Raw genomic sequence first — 25,563 nt, 5'->3', positions numbered from 1 at the left:
TATCCTCATGACTCTCCGGCGTATCCTGGCTCAGCGGGATTCATAATAAACAAACACTTGCGATAGCGACCGGTCTGAGAGCCGACTCTTCTAATAATAGTCGCTAACGCGTTCTGATCCGGCTACCACTACGGAAAATCGGGGATAGTCCCCAGGGTTTAGGAGCATGTTCTGAAGCTCCTCACTGGGTCCCTGCCCCAATAATCGGGGACAGACTGAGCTAACCCGCTTTTGGGGGGGCTTTTTGCGCGTGCCTCACTCGGGAGGCGGGGACGGCGGGCCGGCGGTGGTCGTGCCAAGGAGCGTTTCGCCCACAGGCGTTGGGAGCGACTGCTGGAGATCCCGCGCGTCAATCCGCGTGGTAGGTCTCTCGACCACTTCCGGGGCTGCCGGGGAGCGAAGGGCGATCAGGGCCGCGGCGGCGAGCAGTGCCGCCACCAGCGCCGCCCAGGCACGCCGCGAGGTTAGGGTGCGCATGTTCCTGAAGCTCCTCACTGGGTCTTGCCCCGGCCCTTGTCGGTGGCGCTCTCGGCCGTGCCGACACGTATCACGAACACATCGCGGTCCATGGCGACGCCGCCGCGCCCGCGCTCGGCGGCTGCCTCGCTGCCGTCGCGCCGGCCGGGCGGCACGAACGCCTCCTGTACCTGAAGCTCGATGCGGTTCTTTCCGGGCTGCAGGGGGATGCGTACCGTCTCGCTGCTCCCCGGCTGCGGGTTGAACAAACGGCGCGCCTGGCTCTGCATCGGCGTAACCCGGAAGGTGCGCGGGTCGATCGCCTCGTGGTAGTGGATGATCAGCTCCAACTCCCGGGTGCCGGCGGGGACGTGAAACTGGTCGCGCAGCGGGGCCGAGTAGGTCAGCAGGTCGTTGCGCAGCTCGTGCTGGCTGGAAAACGGGCTTCCCGCGAAGCGGATGCCGTCACCCGGCCCCTCGCCGCCGCCATCGTCAGGATACTCCTCACCCGGACAGGCAGGCCCCGTGGTGATGCCGGCGACGGTCATGTCGTCCTCTCTGGGAACGGTCGGGTCGTCCTTGTCGAAGCTGTCGTAATCCCACTCGCTCAGTTTGTAGAGCATAGTCGGTATAATGTGGTACTCGCGCGCACCGGGGGGGTAAGGGCTTATCAGTCGCAGGCCCCGTCTGCTCGATCCTGGGCGTGCGAACATTCCCCAGTGCACCCAGTTGCTCTCAGAAATGCCAAAGCTGGCTGACTGACCCCAGGAGGCGTCGACGGCGACTGGGACGTGCAGGCCGTTGCGCGAGAAACTCCCCATGGCCGCGGTGGGGTAATCTTGCAGGTCGAAGCCGCGCGGGTCTACCGCGTGAGCGCAGCTGATGGACAAGGCGAAGATGTTCACTGTGCCGGTGTTCTCTTCGGGCATGACCAGATCGTAGGTATAGGCGTAGTGGCCATGGGCGTTGCGGGTGACGTCGACGCTGATAGTGGTCGGCGAAATGTCGTCATCGCGCAGTCGAGGATCCTTAAGCTCGGCGGCATTTAGAACGGAAACGCCGAGAAGAAGGTACGTCGGAAGCCACAGCGAGTGGATTATTCTGATCCTCATGACGAAGCCCCTTAATCCGGAAAACGATAATGGATCGAGTTGTTGGTGTGATGAGGGGTGCCGTCGGCCCTCCGAGCCCAGATGTCGAGTATGCTGAGCAGGGGCAACTCCTCGCCAAGAAGTTCGTGCATGGTCGTGCGCATGCTTTGCCCCGCCGGCTCCTTTCCAGGTTGCCCGACTAACCGGTCGGTGTCATTGAAATCAATGTCGATGCCCTGGCGGTGCGAGCCGTGGCAGCGCGGAGTTCCGTGGTCGGGAATCTGGGGGATGGATTCGTGCTCGGGGGTCACACGTCCGCGGGCGATGACGCCGCCGAGCGGCAGGCTGCCGTCATTCAACGACAATAGCCTCCCCGTCTGATTGTGATAAATCGCCGCCAGGGCCATCACCCGTGAGCGCGTGTTGATCGTCAGCCAGTGCGGGTCCTCTGCATGGCGACAGCTGCCCCCGTCGCGGAAGGCCAGCGGCGCGCTGTCGTGGGTGATGCGTACCAAGTCGGGAACGGCGATGCGGAGTTGCCTTTCCACAGGTTGGCCGACCAACTTTGGGTCAGTTCCGCTGGCCGGACGCGTGACCTCAAACGCGATCGACTCCTCGGCGCCGTGCGCCTGGGCCTCATAGCGTGCTTTAAACTGCCCCTGCCAGTCGGTAATTCCTTCGATTACCGTCCCGGCCTGGGTTGGGTGGTCCGGGTTGAGGACCGCGTCGAATCCGAGGCTGGAGAACTTGCCGGTGCCAATATCATTTACTGTCAGGTACGGCTGCGCGTTGGTCTCACTCTTCGCAGTCGTTGCGCTAACGCGAACGCGGGCACCGGCGATCGGTCGCGAGCAGCCGAGGTCATCGCTTACAACTACAGAAACTTCGGTGCTCTCACCCTCGCGGAGCCGCGTGCGCTTTGGTTCGATCGCCGATGCCATCTCAGTTGTCGTCAGCTGGGGCACGAAGCGTGTTGGGCGCAGCGTATCGGCGCCGAGGAACGCGCCGTCGTGATAAACCTCGACCCGGACGCGGTCGTGTTCCTCCATGCATTGAAGGACCAACGCCGACCACCAGGACACGGACGGACCGCAGGAGCCATCGCTCCAGCATAAATCGTCGCCTCCAAGGTAGCGGACGCTGTTGAACGCAAGCGGCTGGCCTGAGCTAACATCGCGCCAAATCCACATGAAGGTTTCCCCGGGAGCGACGGAATATATCCACTCTTGGCTCTCCGGATCCCTAACCCAAGGCTGGAAAGTGACGAGCGCGCCGGCGGCATCATACTGCTGACGTAAGAACAGATTGTTTGAGATCGGCACTGCGTGTCCCTGCGTAGCGCCTAGCTGGATCAGGCCGGCGAACTGCGAAGGCACCGCTGCAGTGGCGGTAGAGCAGGCGATCAGCGAGAGTAGCGGAAACCAGCTTAGGACGCAGAGCACGCGCCCCAGCGCGACCTTTCGGACCGCGTCCGGACTAATGCAAGTATAAAGAGATGGCATTGGAAAAACCCCTCATTGTTATTTTTGTTGTAATCCACAGTCGCGGAGAGGTCGGAGGCGAGACCAGCGGAATCACGCTCTGCACGACAGATAGGGATACTGTGGACCCTTGTGCTCATTACCAGCCGGTGCCGAGAATGGAAACTAAACCGGGGCCGGTGAGCGCTAGCGTTAGGGCAGGACTGGCATCTCGCGTAATAATCGGGGACAGACCTGGACAGACCCCAGTTTCGCCATGCGACACGACTACGAAGCGGCCTTAGCGGGCCGTAACGGCAGCTCCGTTACGCCGAAGCCTTCATCGTCGGACACGAGAGGTCGTTACCCGCCGCCCAGCGATCGAGCGCGTCAAAGATGTAACCTTCCGCCTTACGTCCATATACGGTGAGGGCGGTACCGCCGCCTGCAGCCCCCACAACATCGACCAGCATGATGTACATGCCATCCGATGGGTTCTTGACGCGGCCCGGCACCTGGATCGTAAGCTCTGCGTTCGTCCGGCCGGTCTGGTTCAGCTTGGGAACGAACGTGGTCCTCGACGCGTGCATCTGACCGCCGAGGATGCGCGATTCCGTCACCGTGGTGTCGAGACAGGCCGGAGCCCGATCGGCCAGCGTCCTGTAGACGTCGGCGAAAGAGCGGGAGGTCTCATAGACCTCTATGCGTGTAATCTTCGCGAACATCCCCGTCCGCTGGGTCTGGAACGCCTCCCGGAACTCCGACGCCGTTTGCGGAACCTGGCCTGTCGCGCAGCCGGCCATCGACACGACGGCTAGAATCAAGAGTCCGAATCTCATGCTGCACCCCCCCTCAATTGACCGCTGCGGCTTCCACACCGGACGCCTTGTTGTGAGGGAAGGCTACTCCAATGAAAGCTCCTGAAGTGTGATGGAGTTCGCAGACGGGGGCAGGAAGGCGGGTTCAGGGGCGCCCGATTGCGCGCCCGGATCGGGACTCGGGCAAAGCAGCGGAGCAACCGGGAGGCGTACCTCTTCACCTATAGGGAGTCGGTGGTCCAGCTATGGCAGGAACGCGTTGGGCAACGCTGATCGGTTCATCACATCCCGCGCGATCTACGCGGCGGCCTTCGGGGCCACTTCGCTTAGTGGCATGTTCTCTGCCCCGGGTTTTCGGTCGCGGGATTTCGACCGGGGTTTCCAGCGCAACCCCCGGCCGATCCCCCTTAGAAGATCAGGTTCAGCATGATCAGCGACACCACCAGGAACAGCACCGTCATGATGCCGCCGGCCTTGATGAAGTCCTTCACCCGGTAACCCCCCGGTCCCATGATCAGGGCGTTGACCTGATGGGTGGGGATGAGGAAGGCGTTGGATGTGGCGATGGCCACGGTCAGGGCGAACACCCGCGGGTCCGCGTTCATACCCATGCTCTGGGCGGCGAAGGCGATGCTCACCGCCAGCGGCACCAGCAGCACGGTGGCGCCGACGTTGGACATGACCAGGGTGAAGAAGGTGGCCAGAATCGCAATGGCGGTCTGTAGGATCCAGGGCTCCACGCCGCCCAGCAGGCCCAGCGTCTGGTGGGCGATCCAGGCGGCGGTGCCGGTGTCCTGCACCGCTGCCCCGAGGGGGATGAGGCTGGCCAGCAGGAAGACGGTCTTCCAGCTCACGGCCTTGTAGGCCTCGTCCATGTTGAGCACCCCGGTGAGGATCATGCCCACGGCGCCTACCAGCAGGGCCACCGACAGGCGCAGGTCGGTGAAAAGGATCAGCCCCAGGGCGATGGCGAAGAACAGCACGGCGAAGCCTACCTTCTGGGGGCGAAGCTCCTCGTGGGGGTATTCGCTGGTGACGATCGCGAAGTCGCGGTTCTTTTCCAGGCGCGCCAGGGCGCTCCATCTGCAATGGGTGACCAGGGTGTCGCCGGCGCGCAGGGGCACGTCGCGCAGGCCTTCGCGGAGGGTCTCCTCGCCGCGGTGGATGGCCAGCACCGTCAGACCGTAAGTCTTGCGCATGGCGATCTCGGACGCCGACTTGCCGATCAGGTCGGAACCGGGCGGGATCACCAGCTCCGCGACGCCCGACGTGGTGTGGGAGAGGGCGTCGGAGAACACCTCCAGGTGACCCGGGGTCTGCAGGCCGGCGCCCTCGGCAAAGTCGTCCAGGCGCTCGGCGGGGGCCAGCACCGCGAGCTGGACGGTGCCGTTGAGCTGGTAGCCGGGCCAGGGAGCCACGCGCAGCTCACCAGCCACCAAGGTCCCGATGACGTTGATGCCGTATTCCCGCTCCAGGTCGCTCACCGTGTGGCCGGACATGGGATGGCTGGAGGGCAGGGTGTATTCGCGAATGGTGTAGTCCAGGCCGTAGACCCGCTTGAAGTAGCGCACGGTGCTTTCGCCGCTGGAGCCCTCGCTGCGCACGGCGGGCAGCACGTACTTGCCCAGCAGCACGAAGTACAGGATGCCGGTGGTCACCAGGGCGAGCCCGATGGGGGTCACGTCGAACAGCTGGAACTGCTCCATGCCCTCGGGCAGCAGGTCGTTGAGCAGGATCAGGGGGCTGGAACCGACCAGGGTGAGGGTGCCGCCCAGGATGGCGCAGAAGCCCATGGGCATGAGCAGCCGGGACATGGGCAGCCCGGTGCGCGCCGAGATGCGCGAGATCACCGGCAGGAACAGGGCGGCGGCGCCCACGTTCTGCATGAAACTGGAGATCACCCCCGCGGTGCCGGAAACCATGGGGATGGCGCGTTTCTCGGTGGTGCCGCCCCAGCGCATGATGAAGGATGCGACCTGGCTCATGACGCCGGTCTTGTCCAGGCCGGCGCCGATGATCATCACCGCGATGATGGAAATGACCGCATTACTGGCGAAGCCATCGAACAGACGTTGGGTGTCGGCCACATTGCCGAGCCCGGGAAGCAGGCTGATCAGGCCCAGCAACACCATCACGGACACGGCCGCCACGTCCACCCGCACGACCTCGGAGACGAACAGGAAGATGGTCAAGCCCAGCAGCCCGAGGACCACCATCATCTCGGGCGTTAGTGCGATGGATTCTTGCATGGATAAAGAGGCCTTGTCGGAGGGCGAATGCCGCAAAAAGCCCGGAAGTATTGCATCGCGTCTCCACAAAGCCAAACAGCGCCCTCGCGCTTGGTCAGTATCGCCGGCGCGAGCCGCGGGGTGGCCGACTATGGTGGGCGCCAGGCCGATTTACGATCGCGGGAAGGATGAAGTGGTCTTACGAATCCGCGAAGTAAGCCTAGCGAAGGAACGGAGGAAGATCTGGTTACAATGGTTGTTCAGGGGCTGGTTATACGTCCGCTACTCAACGCCGATTCGTTCCCTCCCCCACGATGACTTCGAAACAAAGGGCCGCCGGCAACATGCCGGCGGCCCGCTTCGCTTCCCGTTCCTGATCGTCGCTCAAGGGCTTACTGGTTCACCGGCGACTCCGGATGCAGCAGGTAGGCCATGATGTCGGCGATGGCCTGCGGGTCCAGGATGCCATTAGCGCCCATGCGCGGCATGTTGCTGCAGGGGAAGTAGGCATGCGGGTTGTAGATCACCTCGTAGACGAACCGGCGAGTGTCTTCGGTGTCACCGCGCGTCTTTCCATAGCCGGTCAGGCTGGGGCCGATGGTGCCGCCGGTGCGTTCCGTCGACATGGCGTGGCAGTTGTAGCAGGCGCCGTCGGGGGCGCGGCGGGTATGGTCGTCGTAGTTATCCTCCGAAAGGCGGTAGCCGAATCCGCCCCAGGACAACTCACCGCCCCGTTCCCAGTCTCCCAGCTGGATTCCGTCTTCCGGGTACTGGATGGTCTCCCGCGCCGCGGCGCTGATCTGGCCGGCCTGTTCCCCGCTGGGGCGATTGCGCGTCTCGCTGCACACTTTCTGCAGCTCGTCCTGGGACATGCGCTCCCGCGCCGTGGTGCCTTCCTGGGTGGGCATGTCCAGGTGAAAACTACCGGATTCCATCACCAGGTACTCGCCGAGTTCGGCCGCGCTCATCTGCGTGTAGTCCTTGTTGGCCTCGGCGTTGCTTGCTCCGCCTTCCGCCCCCGCGCAGGCAACTAGGCTCAGAACGATCGTCCCGGCGGCACACCCTGCCGCCAATCGGCTCATGCTCTTGAATTTCATTTCGACACTCCTGTGTGCGACCGGGATCAACGCTTCACGTCCGGCAGGACGGTCGGCTGGCCTCGTGCCAGGTCAGTCCAGTAGGAGATCAGGGCGATGGTTGCGTCCGATCCGCCGATGGGCACCGCATGGCGCATTTGCCACAGGCATTCGCGGACCCGGTGCTGGCTGCTGCGCACGTGATCATGGCCTGCCCGGAACGCCGGCCACGAAACCGCCTTGGTCCATTCCTCCGGGATGTTCTTGTCCGGCAATACCGAGGCGCGGATGCGCTTGCCGGTCGCGGTGTGGCAAGTGGCGCAGTTGAAGTCCATGTTGCCGGCGCGACGGTAGAAGATGTACTCCCCGGCATCGCGCATCGCCTGTTCCACCGGATGATCCAGGGGCGGATTCCAGGGCATGCCGTTGGACTGGTAGGCAATGTACGTCTGCAGCTGCATGTGATCGGAGTCGGACCCGTCGCGCTTGCTCACCGCCGGGTCGTCCTCCGGGAAGCCCTGCAGGGTGATCATGCAGTGCACCAGACGGCTCTCCAGATCCATGACCCTGCCGGTGTCCTCGAAGTAACGGGGCAACTCCGCATAGGCGCCTTCCAGCACGCCCGGGCCCTTGCCGAAGTCGCATTCCTCCAGAGAGACATTGTTGGGCCCGCGCGCCTCGTAGAACAGTGCTTCGCCGTCTTCCACCGTCCAGAGCGCGGGATTGTCGGCCATCAATATGAGGTTCTGTTCACTCTGGGTCAGGTAGTCGGAATCGACCTGTTCGATGAGCCCCTCGAGCACTTCCAGCGGGTCTTCGACCGGCTGCGCGTGCGCGGCAAAGGCGGCCGCCAAGGCCGCCACCGGCAGTGCCATAACTAACTTCCGTAACATGGGAAACCTCCGCACCTGAACGTGACGTAGAAGAGACACGTACTTGCAGGCACCCCGCCGCGGCGGCGTTACCTGTCAAGGACACGCTGGAGGGCGAGCATAGGATCGACCGCCGGAGATAAGGCGGATGAAGGTGGATGACGTTCTGCCGACTCAACAGCCGCAGCCTGTCGCCAGCGCACTCCGGACCACTTCCCACGCTTGCACACCAACAACCAAACCACGACCACTTTGACCCCCAGGGCCACTGCGCCCCGGGCTTCCTCCACTTCCGGTCTTAAAAATCACTAGTACCCACCCCAACCCATGTCAAGGTGAACACCCAGTAGAAGGCCGGTCCCGGCGAGAGCCTGCGAGGGTGAACTCGGAGCCTCGGCGGCAGGAGGCCCGCCGATGAAGCTCCTCCCTCGGTCCCGCCCTCGCGATGCAGTGATCTGGAGCCACGCGACGGCACAGCGGCAAGTGTGGCGCGGGCGCAGCCGGGGCGACCGCGCGGCGGCGAAGAGCAGGGGGGGCGGGTCGCCTTGGGGGACATTACCCTGTTGACGGGAAATGTTCTCTGCCCCGATATGACCCGGTCTTCTGCGGTCCTGGTTACTTCCCGGTTGGACGGCGTCGCGCGTCGTTACTTACGGTAGAACGCGGATGTCCTCGATCCACGGCTCGTTGCGCTGGCCGTAGCGCAGGCTGACGGCATAACGCGGGGGGCTACGGTAGTCGTACGCAGCGACTTGCCAGGGATCGGCGCCCTTGCGCCCTGCGTCGGACGCCGCGTCACCGGCGTGGGGTCGCGCAGTCGCCGCCTGCAGCGCAGGGTGGAACGGCGCCGGTACGTGAATGGAGCGGGTGAGTAGGCGGCTGATATAGCCCTGCGGGTGGGAGAGCATACGGATCTCGGCCGGGACGATGGCATAGCGCGAGCGGTCCGGATAGCGCTCGCGCAGCGCCGCCGGCTCCTTGCCCGCATCCACCGGCACCAGACGGGAGCCGGCCACGCGCACGCGCGCCAGTTCGCGCTCGGCGTGCCGCAGTTGCTCGGCGGTCTGCTTGCCGGCCTCCACCAGCGCCGGCATCCGCGCCAGCGCCTCTACCCTTTCCTCGACCAGCGCCGCCCAGGCCGGGCCGTCGAACTCCAACACGACGTAGGCGCGCCGCGGTAGGGGAGTCTTGTAGCGCGCCGCCTCGCGTACAAAGCGCTGGGGCTCAAACCCCAACTCCCGCAGCTTGCCCTCATCCAGCCAGCGCGGCGACCCCGCCTCCCTGGCCAGGGTCAGCGCGAGGCGCACGCCGCTGTTCTCCCCACTGCGCCAGTTGTAGGCCAGCGGCAATTCGCGTTCGGTGAGCAGCAGCTCCGCATCCGGCGCCCCCGCCCGGTTCCAGGCCGCGCCGGCCAACACCGCGCCATTGACGAGCACCAGCAGGCCCAGCGCCCACAGCAGTCCCGCGCGCTTCATGTCCGCACCTCCGCGCCAACGCTACGCAGCCGCCGCATCAGCACCAGCAGCAGAACCGCGATCAGCCCCAGTAACAGAAAGAACAGGTATTTCGGTAGCCAGTCCCACCACCAGTCGAACAGCTTGGTGTAGAGGTGGAGCACGAAGAAGCTGCTGCCCAGGTTCACCATGCCCGGCCACTGCCCGCGGATGCCCAGCCAGATGGTCAGGCCGGCCAGGGCGAACCCGAGGGTCTGGTAGCTCTGCTCGATGGCGGCGCTGGACCACGGCAGGTAGCTGATGTGGCCCCAGTTGGAGAGGATCAGGATGGCGATGAACACCACCAGCAGGCCGTACACGCGATAGATGGCCGCGAACGCGGGCTGGCGGTGGCGGGACAACACGCCGATGGCGAACATCAAGACGCCGCCGAGCACGAAGTTCTCCGGTCGCTCGCCGAACGACAGCCAGTACGCCCCGCTCCAGGTGCCCGTCGTCGCCGACAGATAACCCAGCAGGCTGGTGAGGCCGGCCACCAGGATCAGGCGTAGCCGATAGGTATAGGCGAGCAGCATCGCGAACGCGCCCCAGGCCAGGAAGGCGTTCTGGGTGGGCGTGATGTTGAAGATCTGCCCCAGCACGGACAGGTTCAGCACAAAGCAGGCAACGGCCACCAGTGCCATCAGCGAGGCGAAGTACAGGGTGCGCTCGCGTCGCGCGGCGTATTCCACGCCGAGCGTCGCCAGCAGCGGCGCGGCGGCCAACAGGCCCACCTGCGCCGCGGTGCCCAGGCCGCCCCAGAACCGATAGAAGAAGAAAAACACCGCGGCGGACAGCGCCAGAGCGCCCAGAAAGGAGGCGAGGCGCATGCCCCAGGACAGGCGCTTCTGATCGCTCGTGGTGTCGACGTCGAACTGCGCCGCGAAGCGCGCGAGCAGGCCGGCGTAGTGCTTGTCCAGCCGCGCCTTGGCTCCCGCCGGCAACTCGAACACGCCCTCCCGCGCCAGCTGAGTGAGTTCCTCGCGAAAGGCTTGGATGCGGTCGACGCGCGCTTGCGCTTGCTGGTGGTCCATGGGTTTCTGACCTTTTGTTATTTTTCTGTGGCGTACTTATACGGAGCATCAAGCCTCTCGTCCAGCGTGTGGCGCAAGCCCCTTCCCGCGGTCCGACGCACTTTGACCCGGATTCTCAAAGACAAGATCGCCGGCGGTACACAGGCAAGTGCGCGAGGGTAGCCGGAGCGGTCGTCGTCGGCGGAGAGAGCGGGGAAGTACGTCGTCCTTGGAGCGACTTTGCATACTAGCGGGAATCGTTCACTGACTCAGATCTCGTGACCCAGGATTCGTGCGGGTTTCTGTCGAATCGTCGGCGGTTCGGCGCGCACTTCGCGCCCATGGTATAGGCTTTCCACTGGTACGGGAGCCGCGAATCCGAGGGGTTAATGTCATCCGACAAGTCGGTGAGTCTGGGCACGACGTTCGTGGTACTGGCGGCGTTATCGTGGGGACTCTCGGGCGGGATCGGCGGCATACTCACCGCCGAGGGGTGGGACCCGGTGGTGGTCTCATTCTACCGCGGCGCGATCGGGCTGTTATTCGTTCTAATCTGGCTTGCATTGCGTCCGCGCGGCAGCGGATTGGCAAGTGGCCGATTATGGTTCTGGTCGGTGATTGCCGGGCTGGGCGTAGCGGGCAACTTCGCCTTCTATTTCGTAAGCATCGCGGAGGGCAGTGTCGCGGTTGCAGCGACCCTGATGTACTGCGCGCCGGTGTTCGTCTATCTCGTGTCCTTCGCGCTCAAGCTCGAACGGCCCACGTTGCTCAAGTGGGTCGCGATCGGGTTAGTCATGCTGGGCGTCGTGCTGCTTACCGGGGTTTACGACATTGGCGCGGGTGACGTCACACCCATTGCCGCCGGTGCCGGGCTGCTCGCCGGCCTGTCCTATGCATTGTTCATTTTCGGCTTCAAGTACGCGGCACCGCACGGCAGCCCACAAGCGATACTCATGATCGCGTTCGCAGTACTCGCCACCATTCTTGTCTGGCTGGGTGATGCCGATCAGCGCCTGGCCGTTCCGGGATCGTCGAGTTGGCCGTGGTTCGTAGTGTTAGGGGTGCTTGGCGCGGGATTGTCGTTCATTTTGTATATCGTCGGCCTGAGGCATACCGCACCGGCAGTCGCGTCCATTGTCGCGATGGTCGAGCCGGTCACCGCCTCCCTATTCGGTGTTGTGGTTTTGAATGAAAGCCTAGTCGGTCTACAGATCCTGGGCATGGGTTTGATTTTGGTCACGGTGACAGCGTTGAGCGTAATTTCGACTGGTAGCGGCGCAAAGTGCTCGGCGCCCTGATCCTCCATGAGCCGTGGTTGTATGCACTATTCAAACGCCCGGCCAGACCTACAGGCTCCCGCTCGAGGTGTGCGCGCGCACCATCCACGAGGTAGGTAAGGAAGCAGAGCGGGCGCGGTTCGATAGCAAGGTTCGGTTGAACACGCCGTACCACTCGCCCTTGCAGCGCGGAGCGGGTGAGGAGGCAGGAGACGGTAGAGAACGGTGAATCAATCGGAGTTTTCTTGAACCTGCTCCAAGTCAGATCCTCGATAGGGCCGTTTTCCTTAACCTGCCTCGCGGTAGCGGCACGGGTGGTCCAGCGGCCAGCGTGTGCGCGGCTCCAGCGCTTGCAGCACGAGGCGTCCGCGCGCCGCGACGCGCAGGGCGGCGGGTACGTCGTCCGCGTCGGCGGCGGACCCTGCGCCGAGGCGTTTCGTCAGGCGTCGCCGAATGTGTGCCACCCAGCGCCGGTCGAGGCGCTCGATGTCGGGTTGCCGTACGCGTGCGGCGAAGGGCGCTCCCAAATGCTCGGCCGCCGTCAGTTCCAGGACCGCGCCCGTGGCTTGGGCCAGATCCTCGGCGACGTTGAGCAGACGCCGATAGCGCGCCGTGTGGGCGAGCAGTAGCGCGGCCGCTGCCATCTCCACCACGACCTGCAGATAGGATTCCGGATCGTGACGCCGCTCGCCCGAGCGGTAGAACAGGTAGAGCAGGGGCAGCTTGCGCATCTTTTCCTGGAACTCGTGCAGGTGGCCCACCAGCGCGTCCAGGCGCAGCCGGGTGTCGCCGATGTCCTCACACTGCAGCGAGCGCAGCAACGCGTGCACCCCGTCGTCGGTATCGTGCGTGGTGCTGTGCACGCGCAGCGCCAGCACGTCGCGCTCGGTGACCCCGTTTACCACGCCGAGCAGGTAGGCGACGATGCCGGTGAGCAGCCCGAAGCCGAGCCCGGACTGCACAAAGGCGAGGATCTTGAGACCGAGGGTCATGGGCGTGATGTCGCCGTAGCCGAGCACGGTGGCGGTCACGCCGCTGTAGTACAGGGCGGCGGAGAAGCCGAGGGGGCGGGTGAATTCGTCCTCGGCGCGGTAATACTCAAGGTTGGGCCAGTAGATCAAGGCGAAGCCCAGGATGAACACGCCCACCCAGATCAGGAAGCCGACGGTGACCATGGTGGGGCCGGCGAGCGCCAGGAGGCGGCGTCGCGCCGACCCGCGGCGCGGGCCCAGACGCATGAACAGCCACCACACGCCGCGATGGGCGTAGGGCACCAGGATGCCGCTGCGGTTGACGTGCAGCACGGCGAGGAATACGTCGAGCAGCACGACCAGCACGAGCAGCGTGCCCAAGCCCATGATCGCCCAGCCGAATCCGTCCATCGTGCGCCTCCGCCTCCTGCCGCTAGCGACTATAGCAGAGCGCCGCCATGCCCCGCCGGGCGCTGCGTGCGGGCCGCGCTGCCGTATAATGCGCGCTTTCCGGCCCCCCTCGGCCGCTCGACTCTTCGGGAGCACGCAACATGTCCGCGCAGGTGAACAAAGTCGTCCTGGCCTACTCCGGTGGGCTCGATACCTCCATCATCCTCAAGTGGCTGCAGGACACCTACGGCTGCGAGGTGGTGACCTTCACCGCCGACATCGGCCAGGGCGAGGAGGTGGAGCCCGCGCGCGCCAAGGCGCAGGCCATGGGGGTGAAGGAGATCTACATCGACGATCTCACCGAGGAGTACGCGCGCGACTTCGTGTTCCCCATGTTCCGTGCCAACGCCCTGTACGAGGGCGAGTACCTGCTCGGCACCTCCATCGCGCGGCCGCTGATTGCCAAGCGCCTGGTGGAGATCGCCAACGAGACCGGCGCCGACGCCATCTCGCACGGCGCCACCGGCAAGGGCAACGACCAGGTGCGCTTCGAGCTCGGCGCCTACGCGCTCAAACCCGACGTGCGCGTGATCGCGCCCTGGCGCGAGTGGGACCTGAACTCGCGCGAGAAGCTGCTGGCCTACGCCGAGCAGCACAACATCCCCATCGAGCAGAAGCGCGGCAAGAAGTCCCCGTACTCCATGGACGCCAACCTGCTGCACATCTCCTACGAGGGCGGCATCCTGGAGGATCCCTGGGCCGAACCCGAGGCGGACATGTGGCGCTGGACGGTCTCGCCCGAGCAGGCGCCTGACGAGGCACGCTATGTCGAGCTCACCTTCCAGGGCGGCGACCCGGTGGCGCTGGACGGTAAAGACCTCTCGCCCGCCGCGATCATGGTGGAGCTCAATCGCATCGGCGGCGAGCACGGCATCGGCCGCGCCGACATCGTCGAGAACCGCTACGTCGGCATGAAGTCGCGCGGCTGCTACGAGACGCCCGCCGGGACCATCCTGCTAAAGGCGCACCGCGCCATCGAGTCCATTACCCTGGACCGCGAGGTCGCGCACCTGAAGGACGAGCTGATGCCGCGCTACGCCAGCTTGATCTACAACGGCTACTGGTGGTCGCCCGAGCGCGTGATGATGCAGCAGATGATCGACGCCTCGCAGGCCACGGTGAACGGGCGCGTGCGCCTCAAGCTCTACAAGGGCAACGTGATCGTGGTGGGCCGCGAATCGGCCAGCGACTCGCTGTTCGACGCCAACATCGCCACCTTCGAGGACGACGCCGGCGCCTACAACCAGCAGGACGCCGAGGGCTTCATCAAGCTCAACGCCTTGCGCATGCGTATCGCGGCCAAGCGCCGCGGCTGACGCACGTCGCCCGCCTGCTCGCCGCGGGAGGTAGACGTAGCGCCGGGAGCCGACCAAGCTTGAGGGCATGCCAGGCCTTCAAGCTGCCCAAGGACGGGGCAGGGCCGCGGCCGTCGCGGGACGCGACCTCCTGGCGGCCGAGTTGCGGGCGGCGACGGCTGTCCGCCACCGGGCCGTGGAGTCGTTGCCCGCCCTGACGCGGCTCTTTGACCCGGGACTCGATCGCCCTGCCTACAGCGCGACGCTGCGGGGCTTGCTGCGTGCCACCGTGGCCTGCGAGCGCGCGCTGCGCAAACAGAAGGCGCAATGGGCCGGCCGCGGGCTCGACTGGGGCGCGCGGCTGCGGAAATCGCAGTGGCTGCACGAGGATCTGGCGCGCCTCGGCGTCAGCCCCGAGCCGCCGCCCCTGCCCGCATCGCCGGAACTCGACGACATTTCGTGCTGCGTGGGCTGCCTCTATGTGTTGGAAGGCGCCACACTCGGCGGGTGCGTGATCGGCAAGGCCTTGCGCCGCAATGCGCGCATTCCCGTCCAGGCGCAGCGCTACTTCACCGGCTACGGGGCCGACACCGGCGCTCGCTGGACCGCGTTCTGGCTGCGAATCGGCGCGGCACACGCCTGGGAGGCGCCGGCGCGTGCCGCGGCGGCCGAGACGGCGCGCGCGACCTTCGACCTCTATCACGCCTGCCTCGCCGACGCCGCGCCATGAGTGGCCCGCGTCCTGCGCCCGAGGACATCAACCTCACCAACTGCGATCGCGAACCCATCCACGTGCCCGGCAGCATCCAGCCCTTCGGCGTGCTGCTGGCCGTGGCGCGGGACGGCGTGGTGGAGCAGATCAGTGCCAATGCCGGCGACTGGTTGCGCCTCGATCCTCACGCGGCGGTGGGACGGCGCCTGGAGGAGGTGGCCGGCGCGGGGCTGGCCCAACGCGTCGCGTCGCTGCTCGCGGACGGCGCGGGGCGCGCCGAGTTCGACGCCACGGTCGGCTGCCCGGCGGGCGCCTGCGACGTGGTGGTGACGGCGAGCCCGTACCCGCGCGGCCTGATTCTCGAACTGGAGGAGGATCGGCCCGCGTTTCGAGATGACTACATCCGCCTGTTCCGGCTGCAGGACACGCTCACCGCGCAACTCGAGCAGGCGCGTTCCTCGCAGGACCTGATGGAACGCGTGGCGCGCCTGATCGCCGATGTGACCGGCTTTCATCGCACCATGGTGTACCGCTTCGACCCCGACTGGAACGGCGACATCATCGTCGAGGAGGTGCGCGGCGTCGCGGCGCGCTTCCTGGGGCACCACTTCCCCCATACCGACATCCCGGTGCAGGCGCGCGCGTTGTACGCGCGCAACCGCATTCGCGTGATTCCCGACCGCGCCTATGTGCCGGTGCCCTTGGTCGTGGCGCCGGGTAGCGCCGAACCGCTGGACCTCAGCGACACCTTGCTGCGCAGTGTGTCGCCGGTGCACCTGCAGTACCTCGCCAACATGGGAGTGGGCGCCACGCTGGTGATGACCTTGATGGTGGAGGAGGTGCTGTGGGGAATGCTGGTGTGTCACCACGAGGGCGCGCACGCGGTGAGTCCGCCGCTGCGGCGGTTCTGCGACGCCGCGGCGCGCGCGCTGTCGCTGCAGCTCAAGCAGCACCTGGAGGTCGAGACCGCAGCGGAATGCCGCCGCCTGTGCGGGCGCTTGGACCAGATCGCCGAGCGGCACCTGGATGCCAGCGCATTCCTGGATGACGTGGCGGCCGGGCCCGACCTGCTGGCGCTGTGGGGGGCCGAGACCATGGTGGTTGCGCTGCATGCGCGTTGCACGGTGACCGGCCGCGCGCTTCCGCCCGGCGTGGAGGCCCCGCTTGTCGCAACGTTGTTCGCCCAGGCGCAAGCGCAGGGCGGTGGGGCGGTGCACACGGCGCGTGTGCACGAGTTGACGCCGGACCTCGCCGCGCGCCGCGACTGGATAGGGGGGGCGTTGCTGGTGCCGCTGTCGCCGGACGGCGAGGACTACCTGCTGTGGCTGCGGGCCGAGCGCCCGCTGCAGGTGCGCTGGGCGGGCAAGCCCGACAAGCACACGGATCCGGCGCGAGTAGATGAGCTCACGCCGCGCCGCTCGTTCGAACTGTGGGTGGAGGAGGTGCGCGGCAGCGCGCTGCCGTGGGGCGCGGCCGAGATTGGCGCCGCCGAGCATCTGGCCCAGCATCTGCGCGCCAAGCTCGCGAGCGACCTGCGGGTCGCGCTGGAGAACGAGTCGACCCTGCGCCGCATGGCTACCCACGACCCGCTCACCGGGCTGCCCAACCGACGCCTGCTCATGGATCGCATCCAGACCGCCCAGGGGCGCGCGCGCCGATCTGGGGGCGAAGGCTTTGCGCTGCTGTTCATCGATCTGGATAATTTCAAACCCATCAACGACGCCTATGGGCACGCCGAGGGTGACGCGGTGCTGAAGGCGATCAGCGCCCGCTACCGAGAGGCCCTGCGCGGCGCCGACACCTTGGCGCGGCTCGGCGGCGACGAGTTCGTGGCGGTGGTGGAGGGGCTCGAGGACGAGGCGGAGGCGGAGCAGGTCGCGCGCAAGCTGCTGGCGGCCACCGCGGCGCCACTGCCCATCGGCGAGCACGCGCACCGCGTGGGGGCGAGCATCGGCGTGTGTTACTTTCCCCTCGTGCAGGGTTCACCGGAAGAGTTGCTGCGGGCCGCCGATCAGGCGATGTATGCGGCCAAGAGCGCCGGGCGGGGCCGTTATCGGCTGGCACCGGCGACGCCCCACACCTAGCCGGCTTGGCCGCTCTGCAGGCGACCGGCACCGGCCGCCAACAGCCACGCACCACGCAAAGGAGACGGTTTGGCCCCTGACCCCGCAACGCGCGCCAGCGACCCGGCGCACACGATCCTCGAGCGCGTGTTCGGCTACACGCAGTTTCGCCCGCACCAGGGCGAGATCGTCGGGCACCTGATCGACGGCGGCGATGCCCTGGTGCTCATGCCCACCGGCGGCGGCAAGTCGCTGTGCTACCAGATCCCCGCGCTGGTGCGCCCCGGCGTGGGCGTGGTGGTCTCGCCGCTCATCGCGCTCATGCAGGACCAGGTGCAGGCGCTGCGCCAGAACGGCGTGCGCGCGGCCTACCTGAATTCGACTCTGAGCATGGAAGAAGCGGGCGCGGTGGAGCGCGCGCTGCTACAGGGCGAACTCGACCTCCTGTACGTCGCCCCCGAGCGCCTGCTCATGCCGCGCATGCTGGAGCTGCTCGGGCGCGCGCGCCTCGCGCTGTTCGCCATCGACGAGGCGCACTGCGTGTCGCAGTGGGGCCACGACTTTCGCCCCGAGTACATTCAGCTCTCGGTGCTACACGAGCGCTTCCCCGAGGTCCCGCGCATCGCGCTCACCGCCACCGCGGATGTGCGCACCCGTCGCGAGATCGCCGCGCGCCTCGCGCTCGATGGGGCGCGCGAATTCGTCACCGGCTTCGACCGCCCCAACATCCGCTACGCCATCCACGAGAACACCGGCAACGCGCGCGAGCGCCTGCTGCGCTTCATCCAGGACGAGCACCCGGGCGAGGCCGGCATCGTCTATTGCCTGTCGCGGCGCAAGGTGGAGGAGACCGCCGCCTGGCTCGCGGCTAAGGGTCTCACCGCGCTGCCCTACCACGCGGGCCTCTCGGCGCAGGAGCGCGAGCGCCACCAGACGCGCTTTTTGCGCGAGGACGGCGTCATCGTCGTCGCCACCATCGCCTTCGGCATGGGTATCGACAAGCCCGACGTGCGTTTCGTCGCGCATCTGAGCCTGCCCAAGAGCCTCGAGGCGTACTACCAGGAGACCGGTCGCGGCGGGCGCGACGGTCTGCCCGCCGACGCCTGGATGGTGTACGGCCTGCAGGACATGATCACCCTGCGCCAGATGCAGGAGTCCTCCGACGCGCCCGAGGCGCACAAGCGCGTGGAGCGCCACAAGCTGGACGCGATGCTCTCGTTCTGCGAACTGGCCACCTGCCGCCGCCAGGCCCTGCTGCGCTACTTCGACGACGAGCTGCCCGCGCCCTGCGGCAACTGCGACACCTGCATCAACCCACCCGAGACCTGGGATGCCACGGTGGCGGCGCAAAAGGCGCTCTCGGCGGTGTACCGCACCGGCCAGCGCTTCGGCGTGACGCACCTGGTCGAGGTGCTGCTCGGCATCGACGGCGAGCGCATGCAGCGCTTCGGGCATCACGCGCTCAGTACCTTCGGCGTCGGCAAGGAGCTGGACAAGAACGAGTGGCGCAACCTCTACCGCCAGCTCATCGCGCACGGCCTGCTGACCGTGGACCTCGAGGGCCACGGCGGCCTGCGCCTCACCGAGGCCGCGCGCCCGGTGCTGCGCGGCGAGCAGACGCTGATGCTGCGCAAGGCCGCGCGCCCGGTACGCGCGGCGCGCGCCGTGGGAAGGGGGCGCGGCGCCGAGCGCGTGGTGCCCGAGGCCGACCGCGCGCTGTGGGAGGCGCTGCGCGAGCAACGTCAGGCGCTCGCCGAGACCCAGGGCGTGCCCGCCTACGTGATCTTCCACGACGCCACCCTGCTCGCGATGCTGGAGCATCGCCCGCAGACGTTGGCGAAACTGGCGGAGGTGCACGGCGTGGGCGCGCGCAAGCTCGAGGCCTACGGCGAGGCCTTTTTGCAGGTGTTGCGGGCGCACGCCTGAGCCTGGCCGGTTTGGGCACACACCGCATGCTTGCGATAGTATTGGGGGCATGCGTGTGTTCTATGTCGTCGCCATCCTATCGAGTGCCTGTCTATGGATGCCGTTCGCTGCGGCGGCCGCGACGCAGGCGCAGGGCGAGTTGTCCCACAGCATCAATCCCGACACCGGTCTGCAGCGCTGGCACTGGCAGGGCGGCGGTATCAGCCTGGAGATGATCCAGCGCCTGCCCGATCAAAGCCGCGCCTTCTTTGCGGCGCGCGGGTTCCCGCCGGACGCCGCGGAGCAGGTGGCAGAGGACTGCGTGTTCCAGACCGTGCTCAGCAACGCCGACCCGGACGGGCGGCCGGTGCAGGTGGATCTCGCGCAATGGCGTGTACAACCCGCCGGCGGCGAGGCGCAGGCGCCGATCCTCGAGGAGCAGTGGGACGCGCACTGGCGCGAGGCGGGGCTGCCGGACGCGGCGCGCATCGCCTTCCGCTGGGCGACGTTTCCCACCGACCAGATCTTCGAGGACGCCGATTACAACTGGGGTATGACCACCTTGGGCCTGCCGCCCGGGACCGAATTCGAGCTGCGGGTCCGCTGGCTACTCGACGGCGAGCCGCGCACCGTGACCATTCCCGACATGCACTGTGCGCCAGACGTGGCGCAGCTGGTGGAGGAGAGGCCATGAACCCGCTGGTGATCGGCTTTATGGCCGGACTGCTGCTGTCACTCGTCGCGCCGGTCAAAGCCGAGTTGCCCACCTCGCTTACGCCGCTGCCGCAGCGCCCGCCCGCGCCCGATTTCACGCTGCCGGACCTCGACGGCAATGTGCAACGCTTGACCGACTACCGGGGCAAGGCCGTCATCCTCAACTTTTGGGCGACCTGGTGTCCGCCGTGTCTGGAAGAGATGCCGGCCATGCAGCGCGCGTGGGAACAGGTGCAGGATGAGGACATCGTGCTCATCGCGATCAACGTCGGTGAGGACGAGGACACCGTATTCACCTTTCTCGCCGATTACCCCGTCGACTTCCCCCTGCTGCTGGACGAGGATTCCACCGTCATCGCCGATTGGCCGGTGCGCGGTATCCCCACTACTTTCGTGATCGACCCACAAGGGCGCATGGCCTACCGCGCCATCGGCGGCCGCGACTGGGACCAGCCTGAGATGCTGGACCCGGTGCGTGCGCTGCTGCAGGAATCGGCGGCGGGCCGATAGTGCGGTGATGAAGGCGCGTCAGCGCCGCCCGAACTAGTTGGCCGCGTCTGCCGGCGCCGGCTTCTCGGCCGCCAGCGAACGATCGCCGTTCAAGGCCGCCACCAACCAGCCGACCAGCCGCGCGCGGTTCTCTTCGTGCAGTGAACTGCCGATATGCCCGACGTCGGGCAACAGCCACAGGTCACGCGGGTCCTCGGCGGCCCGGTACAGCCGCTCGGCGTGGTGGGCGGGCACGATGTGGTCGTCGGTGCCGTGCACGATGAGGAGCGGCACCGGGCTGATCTGATCGACCACCCGCGCCGGGCTGTAGCGGTCGGAAAACAGGTAGGAGAGGGGGACCTGCAGCGGCCAGGTGAGCCAGATCATGCCCAGCTTTTCGCGCGCGATGCCCCGGTAGCTCGCGAACGCCCCTTCCGAGACCACCGCGCGCACGCAATGCGCATGCGGCGAACGCGCCACGGTGTGGATGCCGATGGCCCCGCCCAGACTCTGGCCGTACACGATGATCTCGCCGCAGGCGGCGTCGGCCACATGGTCAAGGGCGGCCTGAGCGTCGAGATGGACCCCGCGGATGTGCGGTTCGCCGTCCGACTGGCCGTAGCCGCGGGGGTCCAGCATGAACACGTCGAAGCCTTGCGCCGGCAGCCAGTGGACCGAGGCGATGTGCGCGCTGTTGTTCTGGGCGTTGCCGTGGAAGAACAGGATGGTGCCCTCGCGCGGGCCCTCGGCCTTCAGGTGCCAGGCGTGCACGCGGGTGCCGTCGGCGGCATGCAGCCAGACGTCCTCGTACTGCAGTTCGAGCCGGTCGGGACTGAGGCGCTCGACCCGATCGGGAAGGAGAAACATCGAGGTGCACCCTGACAGGCAGAGCGCAGCCAGTGCAGCGAATATCAGACGACCGTCCATGGGTTCCACTTCTTATTCTTGGTTGAAGGTGGGCGTCGCGCGCCCCGCTACCGATCAACGGTAGTAATTGAAAGATAGCAGGGCGCGCGTGTCGTGCTCGTGCAACACCTCCAGGCGTAGCGCGCGGTGCTGCGCGAGCCGGTAGCCGGCGCGCAGCCCGGCGGTGGCGAGCCAGCGCTCGTCCGCACTGTCGTAGCGCGCGCCGCCGTGCAGCCACGCCTTCCAGGTCCCGCCCTCCACGAGCACGGCGGCGGTGGGTTCGGCCGCGGCCGCGGCGGGGCCGGTGTAGCCCCACAGGTCCACGCCCAGATAGCCGATGGCATGGCGGCTCAGGCGCGCCGCACGGCCCGCCCCCGCGTTGATCAGCGGGTCGGTCTGCGGCGCACCGCGTCGATAATGGCGCTCGGCGCCGACCCGCACGTGCCAGGAGAGGCGACTTTCGCCCGGCACCGGCGGGGGGTCGGGATTGAGGCGGCGCACGCGGATTAGGTCCAGCCGTTCCAGAAAGCCGTCGCCGTGCCGGTCCACGCCCAGCGCCGCGTCCAGCGCCACCAGTTCTCCGGCCTCCAGCCCGTTCGCGCCCACCAGGTCGTACGCGAACGCGCTCCACTGCAACCGCCCGTACGCTCCGCCGTCGCGCTCCCAGCCGACGCCCGCGCCGAGCGCCATGGGGGCCGAGCCCAGCGCCGGCGAGGGACGCGCCGGCACCGGCGCGGCGGCGCGCTCACGCGGCGGCAGCCGCAGGCGCGCCGCCAGCAGCTCGCGCCGCGCCCCGCGCAGTGCCTCGTCCTCCTGCGCGACGCCGCGGTACTCGTAGTAGGCGAGCAGCGCATCGACCACCTCGATGCGCTGCTCGGTCGTCAGCGGGGCGAGCGCCTCGTCGAGCGGTGCACCGGCGATGGCGGCGCCGGCCGCGCCCGATTCGGCGGGCGCCAGGGCGCGAAACTGGTGGTAGAACGCGCGCTGGCTGCTCGGCATGTAGCGAATGGCGCGGATCAGCGGCGCCGGTGCACGCTCGTCCAGGGTGTGCAGGCGGTGGAAGAGCTCGATCGGCGCGTACCAGCCGCGTACCCCGTCCACGAACGGCTCGCCGGTCGCCAGGGTCATCAGCTCGCCAAGCCGATAGGCGCAGTTCTGGGTGAGGAAGTAGTAGGTGAATTTGCGGCCGGTCATCTCCCACAGATGAAACACCAGCAGCTGTAACGCGTCGTCGTCCAAAGCGATCTCGTAGTCCCACATGTCGCGGAACTCGGTGCGCGCATAGACGAGATCCTGCGTGTAGTAGTGCCGGTCGGAGAAGCCCGCTTGGTAGCCGCCGGTGAGCCCGCGGTAGATGTAGACCGGCGTGAGCTCGTTGTCGGGCACCAGGGCGCCGAAGTTGAAGGTGAGGTCGAGCAGCGAGCCGCCGCCGTGTGGGCGCTCACTGTTGAACTTGAGCAGCGTGTGACCGAAGGCGGAGGCCGGATTGCCGAAGTAGCCGCTGACCATGAGCAGGCTGGCCGATCGGATGTCGTCTAGCTGCGCCCAGCGCTCGAAGCGCGCGCAGGCGGGCTCGCGCACGCGGTAGCCCGGCAGATCCAGGTGGCGGCTGAGCCAGAAATAGCGGGCCGGAAACTGGCAGCGCGGGTGGTCGTCGTGCAGCGCCTCGGTGTCCGTCAGCGCCCGCAGGGTGGCGCGCAATTCGGCCTCGGGATCGTGGCGCCCGGCGGGCGACAGGAAGAAGGCGTCGCTGACGATCTCGCTGCGCCGCCCGTGGCGGTCGTAGTGCAGGAGCTGCAGCCATTGCGGGTGGCTCGCCAACGCGCTCAGCACGTCGGCAGCGAATGGCGCCGAGAAAGGCTCCGAGGGGTGAGCCTGGCCGGCGCCGGCCGAGGCGGCCGCCAGCAGCAGTAGCGCCCCTGAGATCGTGCGAAAGAATGTACGCAAGGGCGGACGTACCTGGTGAGAAGGATCGCCCGACGCGGGGTCGGGCGATCCGGGCCTACAACTTATAACCTACCCGTGCGGGTCGGCCGCGTGCCTCAGCCGATGGTGCAGGAGTGACGCGCGATGTGCTGGTGCAGCTGCTGGTGCAGCGTGCCGGCCTGCTCGAAGCGCGACTGGCTGGTGTAGTTGGTGTCAGCCACCGTGCCGGCCAGATCGGCCCGCAGCGACGCGGTCAGACCCTCGCGCGCGGCGGCGGGGCAGCCGGACATGGCGATCAGGGCGTCCAGGTGCGCGCCCTGGCCCTGCGCGATGTCCTTCTCCAGCTGCGGGTAGGTCTCGAAGATGAAGGACGCGGTCTGTTCCTTGGCGCCCGCACAGGTGTCCGCGCTGGTGGCGTTGGAGCTGATGGCGGTGGTGCCGAGATCCCAGGTCACGTTGGTGACGGCGGCGACGGGCCCGTTGTTCGGGGCAATCATGGCGCCCAGGCCGCACTCGGTATAGATGTCGGCGAACTCGCGCGCGGTGGCGTTGGTCGAGAACGCCATCGACAGCACCGCCGTGGCGGCCACACCTAGAAGGACTTTTTTCATCATTATTCTCCGGTTTGCGTTTTGTTGTTGTCCAAACCGCGGCCGTTGCAGCCTGTCCCGGGGCCGCCCCTCTCCTGATCGGTATTCTGTTTAATCGTCCTTGGCTTGGCAAGGATTGGTTCGCCTCAGGGCTTGGCGCCGCCCAGGCGTTTGAGGCAGGCGAGGTAGGCCCGCTCGTCGGGCGCCGTGCCGGTCCGCTGAGCGGTCCACAGCGTCTCACCCAGGCACTCCATGGCGTGATGCTCGGCGGCATGGGCGTCGCCGGTGCGACGCACCAGATCCTGGAACGCCTCGCGCACGCCGGGCGGCTGGCCGGCCGCCATCTGTTCGCGCAGCGCGATGTGCATGCCCATGTGCAGGAAGGGATTGGACTGGCCGCCCTCGGGCGTGTAGTCACGCGCGAGGCCCGCGTCCTCGTCGGCGAGCAGCGCGTGGTACTCGGGGTGCTCGCCCACCACCTCGGCGATCAGCCGCTCCAGGGGTTCCAGCGGCTGGCCGGTGCGGGCCTTGTCCCAGGCCTGGAAGAAGTGGCGGCGCAGGCTGTCGCGGTCTTGTCCGAAGATCATGAGTCCCTCACCTCTTTCAGGAAAGCTTACGCCTTATGCGGCGCTGCCGCGCGGCGTCGGCACGGCGGCCGGCGTCTTGTGGCGGTAGTCGCATAGATCCGCGATCAGGCACTGGGGGCAGGCGGGCTTGCGGGCCGTGCAGACGTACCGTCCGTGCAGGATGAGCCAGTGGTGCGCGTCCTGGAGAAACTCCTTGGGCACCACGCGCAGCAGCTTGTCTTCGACGGCGCGCACGGTCTTGCCGGGTGCGATGCCGGTGCGGTTGGCGACGCGGAAGATGTGGGTGTCCACCGCCATGGTCGGCTCGCCGAAGGCGGTGTTCAGGATCACGTTGGCGGTCTTGCGTCCCACGCCCGGCAGGGCCTCCAGCGCTTTGCGCTCGCGCGGCACCTCGCCGTCATACTGCTCCACCAGCATGGCGCAGGTCTTGAGAACGTTCTTGGCCTTGGTGTTGAACAGGCCGATAGTCTTGATGTGTTCCTTCAGCCCTTCCTCACCGAGGCCGAGGATCGCCTGCGGGGTGTTGGCGACCGGGAACAGGCGCGCGGTGGCCTTGTTGACGCCCTTGTCGGTGGCCTGCGCGGAGAGGATCACCGCGATCAGCAACTCGAACGGCGTGCGGTACTCGAGCTCGGTGGTGGGCGCGGGATTGGCCGCGCGCAGACGCTCGAAGATGGCGCGGCGTTTGGCGGCGTTCACGGGCGGGGTGGAAGGCGGCGGGGGCACGCGGCCCCCGCGTTATCGCCTAGGTGTGGCGGAAGTAGCCGATGTCCGGCGCGGGCTCGCGCGGGCTGGCGCCGGTCTCGTTGCGCAGCTCCTCCACCATCTTGCGGTGCTTGTCTTCCAGCTTGTGCATGTCGTCGGACGACAGGCGGGGGAAGAGGGCGTACTTGATGAAGTGGCCCAGGTCGTCGAGCATCACCGCCCAGACCTTGTCGTTCAGGTGGAAGCCGCGATGGGCGTGCTGCCCGTACGGATAGCTCTGGAACTCGATGGCCTTGGTCTGGCTGAGCTCCTTGTCCTGCTCAACGAAGCGCTTGGCCCATTCGTACCACCAGCGGTAGTACTTCTCCTGCAGCTCGGCATTGTAGCCCTGCAGTTCGAAGAAGGCGGTGGTGGCGGCCCGGCCGCCGCGGCCGCTGAAAGGAAAATGTCCTGCCATCGAGTCAAC

General features: G+C 67.0%; 22 protein-coding genes. 7 read left to right on the top strand and 15 right to left on the bottom strand.

Translation table 11 applies throughout. The features are described 5' to 3' along the window. Positions 1–491: 491 nt before the first annotated feature. The 8 genes from HUS23_02655 to HUS23_02620 form a co-directional block, all read right to left on the bottom strand. Positions 492–1,568: a hypothetical protein gene (locus HUS23_02655; protein QKT02790.1), complete on the bottom strand. Its 1,077-nt coding sequence runs from the start codon at positions 1,566–1,568 to the stop codon at positions 492–494. An 11-nt stretch (positions 1,569–1,579) separates the two neighbouring features. Next, positions 1,580–2,869, bottom strand: a complete 1,290-nt coding sequence (locus tag HUS23_02650; GenBank protein ID QKT02789.1) for a hypothetical protein — start codon at positions 2,867–2,869, stop codon at positions 1,580–1,582. 464 nt (positions 2,870–3,333) lie between these two features. After that, the gene (locus HUS23_02645) at positions 3,334–3,846 is read right to left on the bottom strand and encodes a hypothetical protein (protein QKT02788.1); all 513 of its coding nucleotides are present in this window, start codon (positions 3,844–3,846) and stop codon (positions 3,334–3,336) included. 386 nt (positions 3,847–4,232) lie between these two features. Then, entirely contained in the window at positions 4,233–6,074 is a 1,842-nt protein-coding gene (locus tag HUS23_02640) for an SLC13 family permease (protein ID QKT02787.1), read from the bottom strand. 371 nt (positions 6,075–6,445) lie between these two features. Then, positions 6,446–7,150, bottom strand: a complete 705-nt coding sequence (gene soxX, locus HUS23_02635; protein QKT02786.1) for a sulfur oxidation c-type cytochrome SoxX — start codon at positions 7,148–7,150, stop codon at positions 6,446–6,448. A 26-nt stretch (positions 7,151–7,176) separates the two neighbouring features. Continuing rightward, positions 7,177–8,022: a sulfur oxidation c-type cytochrome SoxA gene (soxA, locus tag HUS23_02630; protein QKT02785.1), complete on the bottom strand. Its 846-nt coding sequence runs from the start codon at positions 8,020–8,022 to the stop codon at positions 7,177–7,179. Between the two features lie 629 nt (positions 8,023–8,651). Beyond that, entirely contained in the window at positions 8,652–9,476 is an 825-nt protein-coding gene (locus HUS23_02625; GenBank protein ID QKT02784.1) for a DUF4824 family protein, read from the bottom strand. Next, entirely contained in the window at positions 9,473–10,528 is a 1,056-nt protein-coding gene (locus HUS23_02620; protein ID QKT02783.1) for a DUF2157 domain-containing protein, read from the bottom strand. Before HUS23_02620 ends, HUS23_02625 begins: the two co-directional genes overlap by 4 nt. Positions 10,529–10,914: 386 nt before the next feature. Here HUS23_02620 and HUS23_02615 point away from each other — a divergent pair, with 386 nt between their 5' ends. Beyond that, positions 10,915–11,805, top strand: a complete 891-nt coding sequence (locus HUS23_02615; GenBank protein QKT04940.1) for an EamA family transporter — start codon at positions 10,915–10,917, stop codon at positions 11,803–11,805. 266 nt (positions 11,806–12,071) lie between these two features. Here the strand turns inward: HUS23_02615 and HUS23_02610 are convergent, their stop codons facing one another. Next, on the bottom strand, positions 12,072–13,166 hold the full coding sequence (locus HUS23_02610; GenBank protein ID QKT02782.1) for a two pore domain potassium channel family protein: 1,095 nt from the start codon (positions 13,164–13,166) through the stop codon (positions 12,072–12,074). Between the two features lie 140 nt (positions 13,167–13,306). On the opposite strand from HUS23_02610, the gene HUS23_02605 reads away from it, so the two are divergent. The 6 genes from HUS23_02605 to HUS23_02580 all read left to right on the top strand — a co-directional run bounded on the left by HUS23_02605 (position 13,307) and on the right by HUS23_02580 (position 20,404). Further along, the gene (locus HUS23_02605) at positions 13,307–14,521 is read left to right on the top strand and encodes an argininosuccinate synthase (protein ID QKT02781.1); all 1,215 of its coding nucleotides are present in this window, start codon (positions 13,307–13,309) and stop codon (positions 14,519–14,521) included. A 142-nt stretch (positions 14,522–14,663) separates the two neighbouring features. Continuing rightward, positions 14,664–15,230: a biliverdin-producing heme oxygenase gene (locus tag HUS23_02600; protein ID QKT02780.1), complete on the top strand. Its 567-nt coding sequence runs from the start codon at positions 14,664–14,666 to the stop codon at positions 15,228–15,230. Next, entirely contained in the window at positions 15,227–17,296 is a 2,070-nt protein-coding gene (locus HUS23_02595; GenBank protein QKT02779.1) for a diguanylate cyclase, read from the top strand. The genes HUS23_02600 and HUS23_02595 overlap by 4 nt, the downstream gene beginning before the upstream one ends. 69 nt (positions 17,297–17,365) lie before the next feature. After that, entirely contained in the window at positions 17,366–19,201 is a 1,836-nt protein-coding gene (recQ, locus tag HUS23_02590; protein QKT02778.1) for a DNA helicase RecQ, read from the top strand. Positions 19,202–19,250: 49 nt separating this feature from the next. Then, positions 19,251–19,874 carry a hypothetical protein gene (locus tag HUS23_02585; GenBank protein QKT02777.1) on the top strand — a complete coding sequence of 208 codons (624 nt, stop codon included), beginning with the start codon at positions 19,251–19,253 and terminating at the stop codon, positions 19,872–19,874. Further along, positions 19,871–20,404, top strand: coding sequence for a TlpA family protein disulfide reductase (locus HUS23_02580; protein QKT02776.1), 534 nt, complete (start codon positions 19,871–19,873; stop codon positions 20,402–20,404). The genes HUS23_02585 and HUS23_02580 overlap by 4 nt, the downstream gene beginning before the upstream one ends. A gap of 33 nt (positions 20,405–20,437) precedes the next feature. Here HUS23_02580 and HUS23_02575 read toward each other — a convergent pair whose 3' ends face one another. The 6 genes from HUS23_02575 to HUS23_02550 form a co-directional block, all read right to left on the bottom strand. Next, positions 20,438–21,250 carry an alpha/beta fold hydrolase gene (locus HUS23_02575; protein QKT02775.1) on the bottom strand — a complete coding sequence of 271 codons (813 nt, stop codon included), beginning with the start codon at positions 21,248–21,250 and terminating at the stop codon, positions 20,438–20,440. A gap of 114 nt (positions 21,251–21,364) precedes the next feature. Further along, positions 21,365–23,236, bottom strand: coding sequence for a DUF4105 domain-containing protein (locus tag HUS23_02570; GenBank protein QKT02774.1), 1,872 nt, complete (start codon positions 23,234–23,236; stop codon positions 21,365–21,367). A gap of 95 nt (positions 23,237–23,331) precedes the next feature. Continuing rightward, the gene (locus HUS23_02565; protein ID QKT02773.1) at positions 23,332–23,829 is read right to left on the bottom strand and encodes a DUF3015 family protein; all 498 of its coding nucleotides are present in this window, start codon (positions 23,827–23,829) and stop codon (positions 23,332–23,334) included. A 122-nt stretch (positions 23,830–23,951) separates the two neighbouring features. Continuing rightward, positions 23,952–24,389: a DUF1841 family protein gene (locus HUS23_02560; GenBank protein ID QKT04939.1), complete on the bottom strand. Its 438-nt coding sequence runs from the start codon at positions 24,387–24,389 to the stop codon at positions 23,952–23,954. Between the two features lie 36 nt (positions 24,390–24,425). Next, positions 24,426–25,091: an endonuclease III gene (nth, locus tag HUS23_02555; protein QKT04938.1), complete on the bottom strand. Its 666-nt coding sequence runs from the start codon at positions 25,089–25,091 to the stop codon at positions 24,426–24,428. 46 nt (positions 25,092–25,137) lie between these two features. Further along, positions 25,138–25,554, bottom strand: a complete 417-nt coding sequence (locus HUS23_02550) for a hypothetical protein (protein QKT02772.1) — start codon at positions 25,552–25,554, stop codon at positions 25,138–25,140. Positions 25,555–25,563 lie beyond the last annotated feature (9 nt).

The organism is Ectothiorhodospiraceae bacterium 2226, from assembly GCA_013348725.1.
In the GTDB taxonomy this organism is placed as follows: domain Bacteria; phylum Pseudomonadota; class Gammaproteobacteria.
The sequence above is the reverse complement of the archived record's forward strand: the minus strand, read 5'-3'. Positions and strand labels throughout refer to the sequence as shown.